The sequence below is a fragment of the Mycobacterium sp. UM_WGJ genome (genome assembly GCF_000455125.1).
GTDB lineage: Bacteria > Actinomycetota > Actinomycetes > Mycobacteriales > Mycobacteriaceae > Mycobacterium.
The window spans coordinates 1-10,649 of record NZ_AUWR01000091.1 but is presented as its reverse complement, the minus strand read 5'-3'; the positions used below and the strand labels follow the sequence as shown (position 1 = coordinate 10,649).

Genomic DNA, 10,649 nt, shown 5'->3' with positions numbered 1-10,649 from the left:
CATAAAACGTGTTGCCACTGTTGTCTCCTTTTCTGCGGTTCCGCTTTGCGGTGAGGGGGTCTACCCGGCAACTACCGGACGGGCCATGACGGTCGGTTTGAAGCCGTAGCGCGGGGTGCTCAGGCCGAAGCCGCCCCGCTCGGCGCCCATCGGCATCCCGCCGGGCATGGCCGCCATCGATTCGATCTGTTCCGGCGCGGCGGCCCAACTGCTGCCCTGCAAGGCCGCGGCCGTGTCGACGGCACCGGCAGCGGGAACCGCTGCGGCCCACGTCGCTGGTGTGGACAGCTCGCCGACCAGGGTGGCCTGACCCACGCCGGCTGTCACGGTCTGGGCGCTCGCCGCGAAGGCGGAAGCGCCGCCCAGCGCCCCCAGGCTGCTCAGCGGACCACCGGGGGCCAGCAGGGCGCCGATGCCGGCACCTGCCGCGCCGCCGCCGAGGGCGTTGAAACCACCGCCGGAGAAGAACGTGGTCATGGTCGGGATCAAACTGGCGGGGGTGAATGCTGCGGAGGTTCCGGTGAAGCTCATCAGGCCGTTGAGCGGGTAAGTCACCAGTGACACAGCACCATTGATCGACGCGTTTCGGCCGATCGCTTCGAGCAGTCCGGCGAGCGTGGGCGGGGGCAGGCCGGCGTCCGCGGGACCCGGCGAGGTCAGCGTCTGCAGCGTGTTCGGCAGCGATGAAATGGCCTGCGCCGTCTGCGCGGTGTTGTTGGCGGCGGTGTTGCCCGTGGCTTGACTCACTGCGGTGGCCTGATTGGCCGTTCCGTCCGGGTTCGTGGTCTGGGTGGGCTCACTGAACGGCGTGACCTTGGTCGCGGTCGCCGAGGACGCGGCGTAGCTGTACATGACGTCGGTGGCCTGAGCCCACATCTCGAAATACTGTGCGTCGCTTGCCATGATGGCGGCCGAGTTCTGGCCGACGACGTTGGTTGCCACCAGTTGCTTCTGCTGGGCGCGATTGGCGGCGATCACCGCCGGGGGAGGGGTGGCCGCGTGGGCCGCCTCGAACGCGGCCGCTGCGGCGGTGGCCTGGGTGGCCGCCTCCTCGGCCTTGGTCGCCGTGTCGGCCATCCACGCCAGATACGGCTTGGTGGCCGCCGACATCGAGGCCGATGCCGGACCCATCCACTCCTCGTCGACGAGCTGGGTGATCGTCGTTTCGTACGAGGTCAACCCCGAGGAGATCTCCGCGGCCAGCCCGCGCCAGGCGGAGGCGACGGTCATCATCGGCGTGGAGCCGGGACCGGCGTACAGACGCCCGGAGTTGATCTCCGGCGACAGCAGTGCGTAGTCGATCATCGTTGCTCCTAGACCACCATCGGCTTGGGCATGAATTTGGGCCGGAACCCGTAACGCGGTGTGCCGTAGTTCATGCCGCGCTGCCCGACGCCGGTCGGAACCGGGGGAGGCATGGAGGCCATGTTGTTGTGGGTCTCGGTGGGGACCGCCCAACCACCGGGCCCGCTGGTGAGCGCTGCGGCGCCCGGGGTGGCGGCCGCCCAGCTCGCCGGGGCCGAGAACGACGTTCCGACCAGCGACGCTTTCCCCATGCCGGCGGTGACGGCCGGGGTGACCGCGCTGACCCCGAACGCGCTGCTGACGCCGCTGGACAGGCCTCCGCCGAGTGCACCCAACGCGCCGAGCGCACCACCGGGGCTCAACGCCGCTCCCAGACCGCCTCCGAGCGCACTACCGGTGGTGCCGCTGAAGCCGCCGCCGGTCATGAAACCGATGAGGCTTGGCAGCAGCGCGGACGGAATGAAGGCCGCGCCGGTGCCGGCGGTGTTGAACAGGTTGTACAGCGGGGTGCCGAACAGGAACGCGTAGCCGTTCACCGGGTCGTTGTAGAGGAATTCGATGACCTGCTCGATCCAGTCGGTCGAGGCGGCCGGCGCGGCCATACTCTGCAGGGCGTTCGGCAGCGACGAAATCATCTGCGCCGTCTGCGCGGTGCTGTTGGCGGTGCTGGAGCCGCCGGCCTGGGCGACCGCGGCTCCCTGGTTGGCCAGCCCCGCCGAGTTGGTGGTCTGGGCGGGCTCGTTGAACGGGGTGACCTGCGTCGCGGCGGCCGAACCGCTGGCGTAGCTGTACATGGCCGCGGCGTCTTGGGCCCACATCTGCGCGTAGTGGGCGTCGAGAGCCGCGATCACGGGGGTGTTGATGCCGAGGATGTTGGTCGAGACCAGCGCCGCCTGTTGCACCCGGTTGGTGGTGACCGCCGCCGGCGGCACCGTGGCCGCCCGTGCCGTCTCGAAGGCGGCGGCGGCGGAGGTGGCCTGGACAGCGGCCTGTTCGGCCAGTGCGGCGGTGTCGTTCATCCAGGCGATGTAGGGGGCCGCGGCGGCGGCCATCGATGACGACGCCGGGCCCAGCCATTCCTCACCCGACAGTTCGGTGATCACCGTCTCGTAGGAGTGGGCGGCCGCGCTCAGTTCGGCGGCCAGTCCGCGCCAGGCCGCGGCGGCGGTCAGCATCGGGGTCGATCCCGGTCCGCTGTAGATGCGCCCGGAGTTGATCTCGGGGGGCAGTGCTCCGTAGTCCCACATGATTGCCGCCTAACCCGCCGCTGCCGCGTTCGCGGCCTCGGTGGCCGCGTACGACTCGGAGCTGGTCTTGAGCGTGGCCACGAACATGTCGTGAATGGCCGAAGCCTGCGCGGCGACCGTCTGGTACAGGCCGGCGTGCGCGGCGAACTGCGCGGCGGTCAGGGCCGAGACCTCGTCGGCAGCCGCGGGAGCGACGCCGGTGGTGGGAGCGGACGCCGCGGCGTTCTGGGCGTTGAGCGCCGCACCGATCGCCTGCAGCGTGCTGGCCGCGGATGCCAGCGCCTCCGGCTGGGTGGTCACGAAAGACATGGGGTTCTCCTTACGGAGGCCGGTGGCGAACCGACTCCTGGGATCACCGTTGCGCATCAGTGGGCGATTGTGAAAGCTGGTTAACCGCTTCTTAACGGCGGTGTCGGAACTCTTTACATGCACCTCGGGGGCGGTGGTTTCGCGGTGTGTGAGGCGTCACGGTCTCGCGGGCTCGACACCGAACGACGGCTTGGATGCAAATGCCGTGCGTGCCGGTATTGGACGTTCGCCGAAGGGCTTTCGCGTCCCGCCCGCGTGGTCCAGGTCACTCTGCGTCGGCGGTGCGGGGTCGCTGCCATTTCGGTCCAGCATGGCTGGTTGTCAATTGGCTTGAAGGGCAACATTTTTAGTCCGCATCAGCCATTCTGGCGACCGCCGAGCTGGGGGTGGTGAGGGGCCGGTAACGCGGATTTAACATCTGGATCCGGCGGAGTAAACGGTCCGTAACATGTTATTAACGAATGCTCAGCACACTACGAGCTATGAAACGGTTTCTGCTGCTGGCGGGCCTCACCGCCATGGTCGGTCTGGCGGCCCCGGCGCACGCAGAACCGGTCGGCAGCGACGCGGCCTTTCTCACCCAGCTGACCGGCGCCGGCCTGAGCCACAAGGGCTCGGACCAGGTGGCCATCTCGGCCGGTCACTCGGTGTGTCAGCTGATGGACGCCGGACTCTCCCCGATGGACACTGTGGTCGCCGTGCAGACCACCAACCCCGGCTTCACGCTGCAGCGTGCCGCGGAGTTCGCCCGGATCGCCGCGCAGAACTACTGCCCCGAGCACGCCTGATTTCTGCCTCTTCTCGGAGTGCCGGTAGGGCGCTGTCGAGGCCGTCGCGTTAGATTCGCCGCGAGCCCCCATAGCCCAATTGGCAGAGGCAGCGGACTTAAAATCCGCCCAGTGTCGGTTCGAGTCCGACTGGGGGCACTGACAGCTGGATTCGGGACCGGCCCGGCGCACGTCCCGGGCCCCGTCACGGTCGCCGGCAACGACAGCTAGGAACTCGACCGCGGCGGCCACGGCGTGGCGCGAATCCCAGGCCCGTGGGGCCTCGGCCGACCCCTCCGCACCGCCTGACCGGCAGCTTTGTCCGGTGCATACCCGCCCGCCCGAACATTTGCAAGGGCCTTTGGCAAGAAGCGCGGAATTTTCTGGTGGGAGTTCTTAATTTCTTATTCAATGTTAATCGCGATACCCATCACAAGTTGTCCGAGGCGGGATAACAACCTGGTCAGAGCATATGCCTGAGGTTGCTGGAAGGGGCGGATGTTGCGTTTCGCCCGGTGTGACGTGGGACGGTTGGGATTAGCCTGCGACCTCGATCACAATAATTAGGACATTTTCCTGTTACTTCGAATTCACCGCTAGTATCGACCAGATGCCCCGCCTCGGCGTCCCGGTCTCGACCGGACCGCACTGCGGTAGCCGCGAGGTGCGAGGGCAGTGACGATACGAACGAAGCGATACGAACAGTGGTTGATAGGAGCGATGTGGACGACGTGCCGGCATATAGATTGGCCAACGCTGCATCCCGCGTCGCGCGCACCGTGACACTGGATCGCGGCCCCATCGGCGGCCTCGCGGTCACCGCGGACGGCCAGCGCCTGCTGGCCACCAACTACGGCGACGACACCGTCTCGATCATCGACACCGTCAGCTGCAAGATCGTCAACACCGTCTTCCAGGCCGACGAGCCGTTCTCGATCGCCGCCGGCCCCGCCGGCACCGGCTGGGCCTACATCACCGCGGGTTCGACCGCGCTGGACGCCGTGCTGGCGATCGACGTCGACACCGCGCAGGTCGCCGGGTGCTACCCGGTGGCCATGGACATCGGCGACCTGGTCGCCGACCCGACCAGCAGCCGCGTCTACCTCACCCGTACCGGCTCGGCCGGTGTCGACGTGCTCGCGCTCGACGCGGCCATGCGTCCCGCCGCGTCCGCCGCAGTGTCCGCGCATCCCGGGGCGGCAGCGGCCGGCCTGCGGATCAGCGCGGACGGCCGACGGCTGTACGCAGCGGTACGCCAGCCCACCGGCGACACCGTCACGGTGCTGGACCGCGACCTGAACATCGTCGACACGATCGCGATCGGCGCGAGCATCATCGACGTCGCAGTCAGTCCCGACGGTGCCCGCCTGTACGTGGCGACCTTGGGGCCTGACGGCCGCAGCCGCGTGCACGTCGTCGATGCCCGCACCCACGCGGTCAGCGCTACCCGCGTCCTGGAGGCCCAGCTGATCCAGCTGATCGCCGGGCGCGACGGCCAGCGGGTCTACCTGGTCACCGACGGCGCCGTCTTTGTGCTGTGTGCGCGCACCAACGAGCCGCTCGGCACGCTGCCCGGCGTCACCGCGCCGTCCTGCGCCGCGGAGAGCCCAGACGGCAGCCGGCTCTACATCGCCGGCTTCGACGGCAAGGTGACCATCGCGTCGCTGGCCGACCTGCCGGCCCCGTCGGCGCTGCTGCACGAGCAGCTGGAGCTCGACGACGCCGTCACTCGCATGCTGCAACTCGAACCCGCGGTGTAACCCACGCCACGTTTCCGGTGGTGGCGTGATCGAATAGGCCGATGCACAGCACCATGCAGCACTGGCCGTTGACGGTCGGCGCCATCTTGAACCACGTCACGGCCGTCCACGGTGATCGCACCGTCACCACCGTTGCTGACGACGGATATCGGGTCACCACCTATCGCGAACTCGGCCGGGAAGTGGCCCAGCTGGCCAATGCCCTGCGGCGTCTCGGCATCACCGGCGACGAGCGGGTGGCCACCTTCATGTGGAACAACACCGAACACCTGGCCGCCTACCTGGCGGTGCCGGCGATGGGCGCGGTGCTGCACACGCTGAACATCCGGCTGTTCGCCGAGCAGATCGTCTTCGTCGCCAACGAGGCCGAGGACCGGGTGATCCTGGTCGACCGGTCACTGGTGCAGCTGCTGGCGCCGGTGCTGCCGGAACTGGAGACCGTGCACACCGTGATCCTGGTCGGTGATGGCGATGTCGCGGCGTTGGAAGCCTCCGGCAAGACCGTGCTGGGCTACGCCGAGCTGCTGGCGGCCGAGGCGCAAGAGTTCGACTGGCCGGTCATCGACGAGAACTCGGCAGCCGCCATGTGCTACACCAGCGGCACCACCGGCAACCCCAAAGGTGTGGTGTACAGCCACCGGTCCAGCTACCTGCACGCCATGGCGGGATGCACCACCAACGGCACCGGGATCGGCGCGGTCGACTGCGTGCTGCCGATCGTGCCGATGTTCCACGCCAACGCCTGGGGGCTGCCGTATTCGGCGCTGATGGCCGGTGCGGACCTCGCGATGCCCGACCGGCATCTGGACGCCAAGTCGCTGGTCGCCCTCATCGAATCGCAGCGGGCCACGGTGGCCGGCGCGGTGCCGACCATCTGGAACGACGTTATGCACTACCTGGAACGTGAACCCGGCCATGACATCTCGTCATTGCGGCTGGCGGCCTGCGGCGGGTCAGCCGTGCCGGTCTCGCTGATGCAGGCGTTCGAGCAGCGCCACAACGTGCAGGTGCGCCAACTGTGGGGCATGACCGAGACCTCGCCGATGGCCACCATGGCCTGGCCGCCGCCGGGCACCCCGCCTGAACAGCACTGGGCGCTGCGCGGCACCCAAGGCCGGCCGGTGTGTGGGGTCGAGACCCGCATCGTCGACGACGAGGATGCGGTGTTGCCCCACGACGGCGAAGCGGTCGGCGAGCTTGAGGTGCGCGGCGCGTGGATCACCGGCGCCTACTATCGCGGCCAGGACGAGTCCAAGTTCTCCTCGGGCTGGCTGCGCACCGGTGACGTCGGCCGCATCGACCCGCAGGGTTTCATCACGCTGACCGACCGGGCCAAAGACGTCATCAAATCCGGCGGGGAGTGGATCTCCTCGGTGGAACTGGAGAACGAGCTGATCGCCCACCCCGACGTCGTCGAAGCCGCGGTGGTCGGGGTGCCCGACGAACGCTGGCAGGAGCGACCGCTGGCCGTCGTGGTGACCCGCGCCGGTGCCTCGATCAGCGGCGCCGAACTGCGAACCTTCCTGTCCGACAAGGTCGCCCGGTGGTGGCTGCCGGAGCGCTGGACGTTCGTCGAGGCGATCCCGCGTACCAGTGTCGGCAAGTACGACAAGAAGACCATCCGTGCCCGGTACGCCGAGGAGCAATACCAAGTGAGCGAGGTGCACAACTGATGAGCCTGCGTGTCATCCAATGGGCAACCGGCGGAGTGGGAGTCGCCGCGATCAAGGGCGTGCTCGAGCATTCCGACCTGGAGCTGGTCGGGTGCTGGGTGCACTCGAAGTCCAAGAGCGGCAAGGACGTCGGGGAGATCATCGGCACCGAGCCGGTGGGTGTGACGGCCACCAACAGCGTCGAGGAGATCCTGGCGCTGGATGCCGACGCGGTGATCTACGCACCGCTGCTTCCCAACCCCGACGAGGTCGCGGCGCTGCTGCGCTCGGGCAAGAACGTCGTCACCCCGGTCGGCTGGTTCTATCCGACCGAGAAGGAAGCAGGCCCGCTGGAAGGCGCGGCGCGCGACGGTGGCGTGACCCTGCACGGGGCCGGGATCGGCCCCGGCGCGGCGACCGAGTTGTTCCCACTGCTGCTGTCGGTGATGTCCACCGGCGTGACATTCATTCGCGGCGAAGAGTATTCAGACCTGCGCACCTATGACGCCCCGGATGTGGTGCGCCACGTTATGGGCTTCGGCGGCACTCCGGATAAGGCGTTGAGCGGCCCCATGCAGAAGCTGCTCGATGGCGGGTTCCGCCAATCGGTGCGGCTGTGCGTGGACCGGCTCGGTTTCGCTGCCGACGAACAGATCCGCTCCTCGCAGGAGGTGGCGGTGGCCACCGCGCCGATCGCCTCGCCGATCGGTTCGATCGAACCCGGTCAGGTGGCCGGACGGCGATTCCACTGGGAAGCCACCGTCGGCGACGAGGTGGTGGTCCGGGTCACCGTCAACTGGCTGATGGGTGAGGAGAACCTCGATCCGGCATGGACTTTCGGTCCGGCGGGAGAGCGCTACGAGATGGAGGTGCGAGGCAATCCCGACACGTTCGTCACCGTCAAGGGCTGGCAGCCCGAAAGCGTCGAAGAGGGGCTGATCAGCAACCCCGGCGTGGTGGCAACCGCAGCGCACTGCGTCAACGCCGTCCCGGCGACCTGCGCGGCCCCGCCCGGTATCGCCGGGTTCTTCGACCTGCCGCTGATCACGGGCCGGGCCGCTCCGCACCTGGCGCGCTGAGCGCTACCCTCGGCTGATGGCCCTGATTGTCGAACAGTCCCGGACGGTACCTGCGACCGTCGCCGACACGTTCGCCGGGACACTGCAGCTGCCGCTGCCGCAGCTCTTCCGCCGCTGGTACGGGCCGATCCCGCCGATCAAGGAAGTCCGCGACCAGACTGGTGGTTCAGCGAGCCTCGACGAAGCAGAGGCGAAGCTGGGACCGCCGCATAAGCGCGGTGCTTGGGCGAACGTCGGGCAGACCCGCACCGTCGTGCTGACCGGCGGCGGCAGCATGCGCGAGGAGTTGACCGAGGTCGATCCGCCCCGGGCATTCGGCTACCGGCTCACCGACCTCACCGGCCCGCTGGCACCCCTGGTGGACCACGTCGAGGGTCGCTGGCAGTTCGCACCCGCCGGTTCGGGCACCACGGTCACCTGGAGCTGGGTGATCCACCCGCGGTCTAAGCTCACTGCGCCGCTGCTGCCGGTGTTCGGCTGGCTGTGGAAGGGCTACGCGCGCCAGGCGTTGGCGCGACTGTCTGCCCTGTTGGAGAACTGACCTCGCCGATGTGCCGACTTTTCGGGCTGCACGCCGGGACCGACGCCGTCACCGCCACGTTCTGGCTGCTCGACGCTCCGGACAACCTCGCCGAGCAGAGCCGACGAAACCCGGACGGCACCGGGATCGGCGTCTTCGACGCCAACGGAGTACCGCACCTGCACAAGGAGCCGATCGCGGCGTGGCAGGATGCCGAATTCTCCACGGAAGCAAACGAACTGACCGGAACCACGTTCGTCGCGCATGTGCGCTACGCGACCACCGGCGCGCGGGACGTCGCCAACACCCACCCGTTCCTGCAGGACTGCCGGATCTTCGCGCACAACGGGGTGCTGCGTGGCCTCGATGCCGTCGAGGAACGTCTCCGCGAGATCGGCACCGCGGATCTGGTTGGGGGACAGACCGATTCCGAGCGGGTCTTCGCGTTGATCACCGGTTGCGTGCGGGCGCGTGACGGCGACATCGGGGCAGGTCTGCGTGACGCGGTCGGCTGGCTGGCAGCCCAGGTGCCGATCTATGCGCTCAACATTCTGCTGACCACCGCCACCGACATGTGGGCACTGCGCTATCCCGAGACCCACGAGCTGTACCTGTTGGACCGCCGCGACGGATCCGCTCCGGTCGGACTGGACCTGAAGACCCCGCGGATCCGCGCGCACTCCGAGCAGTTGCGGGGCCGCTCGGCGGTGGTGTTCGCCAGCGAGCCGATGGACATCGACCCGCGCTGGCGGTTGATCAACCCCGGGGAGCTGGTGCACGTCGACGCCGCGCTGACGGTCACCACCGAGCTGGCCTTCCCCGACGCTCCTGCCCGGCAGCTGCGCCGGGAAGATCTGACCACCGCTGCCCAGGAGGCCCAACACCCCTGGAAAGGAATGAGATGACAGTCAAACGTGCCCTGGTGCTCGGCGGTGGTGGGGTAGCGGGCATCGCCTGGGAGACCGGCGTGCTGTGCGGCATCGCCGACGAATCACCCGACACCGCACGGGAACTGCTCGACGCTGCGGTGCTGGTGGGCACCTCGGCCGGGTCGGCGGTGGCCGCCCAGATCGGCAGCGGGCTGGGCCTGGAGCAGTTGTACGCCCGGCAGATCACGGCGACCTCCTCGGAGATCGATCCCGGTGTCGGTGCCGATGAGCTGACCGAGTTGTTCGTGGCGGCGATCACCGAGCCCAACACCACCACCGCGCAGAAGCTGCAAGGCATCGGCGCGGTCGCCCTGGCAGCGCAGACGGTTGCCGCACCGGTGCGGCGGGGCATCATCGCCGACCGCCTGCCGTCACACGACTGGCCGGAGCGCACGCTGCGGATCACCGCGATCGACATCGACACCGGGGAGCTGGCGGTCTTCGACCGCGACTCGGGGGTGGAACTCATCGACGCGGTGGCCGCCAGTTGCGCGGTCCCGGGAGCCTGGCCTCCGGTGGTGCTCGGTACGCGGCGCTACATGGACGGCGGGGTGCGCAGCACGGTCAACCTCGATGTGGCCGCCGACTGCGACGAAGCCGTGCTGCTGGTGCCCACGGGTGGCGGAGTCGACGGCGAGATCGCGGCATTCGCCGGTCGCGTGTGCGCCGTGCTGGCCGACGATGACGCGCTGCGCGCCTTCGGCGGCAATCCGCTCGACCCGGCGTGCCGGCTGCCGTCGGCGCAGGCCGGGCGTGAACAGGGCCGGCGGCAGGCCGGCGCCATCGCCGAGTTCCTGGCCGGTTAGTGCCCTTGGGTCAGAGCGATTTCGCACTGTCGAGGGCGCGGGCGGCGAGTTCGCGGCCCACGTCGATCAACTCCGCGGCGCGGTGGAAGTCCAGGCTGCGGCAGGCGACGCGAGGCACCTCGATCAGCAGATCGGGCGGGTGCGACGCAAGCTGATGGCGGGCCAGCGCCGCCTGGGCGATATCGATGGTTCGGTTCATCACCTCGAAGCTGCCGAGTTTGGGCACCACTTCGGGTGCCGAGTCCTCGTCCTCGCCGGATTCATGCGGCGGTCCC

Annotated in this window: 11 protein-coding genes and 1 tRNA gene; 8 read left to right on the top strand and 4 right to left on the bottom strand. The window is 68.7% G+C overall.

The window, feature by feature from the left end; genetic code table 11:
- Window positions 1-60: 60 nt before the first annotated feature.
- The 3 genes from N416_RS0120405 to N416_RS0120395 are packed head-to-tail and all read right to left on the bottom strand — an operon-like array spanning window position 61 to window position 2,861.
- Window positions 61-1,305: a PPE family protein gene (locus N416_RS0120405; RefSeq protein ID WP_024443945.1), complete on the bottom strand. Its 1,245-nt coding sequence runs from the start codon at window positions 1,303-1,305 to the stop codon at window positions 61-63.
- Window positions 1,306-1,313: 8 nt separating this feature from the next.
- Complete coding sequence (locus tag N416_RS0120400) at window positions 1,314-2,552, bottom strand: PPE family protein (RefSeq protein ID WP_024443944.1); 1,239 nt, start codon at window positions 2,550-2,552, stop codon at window positions 1,314-1,316.
- A gap of 9 nt (window positions 2,553-2,561) precedes the next feature.
- The gene (locus N416_RS0120395; RefSeq protein ID WP_024443943.1) at window positions 2,562-2,861 is read right to left on the bottom strand and encodes a PE family protein; all 300 of its coding nucleotides are present in this window, start codon (window positions 2,859-2,861) and stop codon (window positions 2,562-2,564) included.
- Window positions 2,862-3,343: 482 nt separating this feature from the next.
- On the opposite strand from N416_RS0120395, the gene N416_RS0120390 reads away from it, so the two are divergent.
- From N416_RS0120390 to N416_RS0120355, 8 genes are all read left to right on the top strand, one after another.
- A complete protein-coding gene (locus N416_RS0120390) occupies window positions 3,344-3,649 on the top strand; it encodes a DUF732 domain-containing protein (protein ID WP_024443942.1) in 306 nt (101 codons plus the stop codon).
- A gap of 64 nt (window positions 3,650-3,713) precedes the next feature.
- Window positions 3,714-3,787 (top strand) — tRNA-Leu (locus tag N416_RS0120385).
- Between the two features lie 563 nt (window positions 3,788-4,350).
- Window positions 4,351-5,388, top strand: coding sequence for a YncE family protein (locus tag N416_RS0120380; protein WP_024443941.1), 1,038 nt, complete (start codon window positions 4,351-4,353; stop codon window positions 5,386-5,388).
- Window positions 5,389-5,429: 41 nt separating this feature from the next.
- Window positions 5,430-7,061 (top strand): long-chain fatty acid--CoA ligase, encoded by a 1,632-nt coding sequence (locus N416_RS0120375; RefSeq protein WP_024443940.1) that lies wholly within the window; start codon window positions 5,430-5,432, stop codon window positions 7,059-7,061.
- On the top strand, window positions 7,061-8,119 hold the full coding sequence (locus N416_RS0120370; RefSeq protein WP_024443939.1) for a dihydrodipicolinate reductase: 1,059 nt from the start codon (window positions 7,061-7,063) through the stop codon (window positions 8,117-8,119). Before N416_RS0120375 ends, N416_RS0120370 begins: the two co-directional genes overlap by 1 nt.
- Before the next feature lie 16 nt (window positions 8,120-8,135).
- Window positions 8,136-8,660: an SRPBCC family protein gene (locus tag N416_RS0120365; protein ID WP_024443938.1), complete on the top strand. Its 525-nt coding sequence runs from the start codon at window positions 8,136-8,138 to the stop codon at window positions 8,658-8,660.
- 8 nt (window positions 8,661-8,668) lie between these two features.
- Window positions 8,669-9,544, top strand: coding sequence for a class II glutamine amidotransferase (locus tag N416_RS0120360; protein ID WP_024443937.1), 876 nt, complete (start codon window positions 8,669-8,671; stop codon window positions 9,542-9,544).
- Entirely contained in the window at window positions 9,541-10,374 is an 834-nt protein-coding gene (locus N416_RS0120355; RefSeq protein ID WP_024443936.1) for a patatin-like phospholipase family protein, read from the top strand. Before N416_RS0120360 ends, N416_RS0120355 begins: the two co-directional genes overlap by 4 nt.
- 10 nt (window positions 10,375-10,384) lie before the next feature.
- Here N416_RS0120355 and N416_RS21995 read toward each other — a convergent pair.
- Window positions 10,385-10,649 (bottom strand): esterase (locus N416_RS21995; RefSeq protein WP_036458808.1); only part of this gene is annotated, 265 nt, incomplete at its 5' end.

Coding starts and splice junctions, on each gene's coding strand:
- N416_RS0120405 (WP_024443945.1), bottom strand. CDS start 1,305: ATGATCGACTACGCACTGCTGTCGCCGGAGATCAACTCCGGGCGTCTG.
- N416_RS0120400 (WP_024443944.1), bottom strand. CDS start 2,552: ATGTGGGACTACGGAGCACTGCCCCCCGAGATCAACTCCGGGCGCATC.
- N416_RS0120395 (WP_024443943.1), bottom strand. CDS start 2,861: ATGTCTTTCGTGACCACCCAGCCGGAGGCGCTGGCATCCGCGGCCAGC.
- N416_RS0120390 (WP_024443942.1), top strand. CDS start 3,344: ATGAAACGGTTTCTGCTGCTGGCGGGCCTCACCGCCATGGTCGGTCTG.
- N416_RS0120375 (WP_024443940.1), top strand. CDS start 5,430: ATGCACAGCACCATGCAGCACTGGCCGTTGACGGTCGGCGCCATCTTG.
- N416_RS0120370 (WP_024443939.1), top strand. CDS start 7,061: ATGAGCCTGCGTGTCATCCAATGGGCAACCGGCGGAGTGGGAGTCGCC.
- N416_RS0120365 (WP_024443938.1), top strand. CDS start 8,136: ATGGCCCTGATTGTCGAACAGTCCCGGACGGTACCTGCGACCGTCGCC.
- N416_RS0120360 (WP_024443937.1), top strand. CDS start 8,669: ATGTGCCGACTTTTCGGGCTGCACGCCGGGACCGACGCCGTCACCGCC.
- N416_RS0120355 (WP_024443936.1), top strand. CDS start 9,541: ATGACAGTCAAACGTGCCCTGGTGCTCGGCGGTGGTGGGGTAGCGGGC.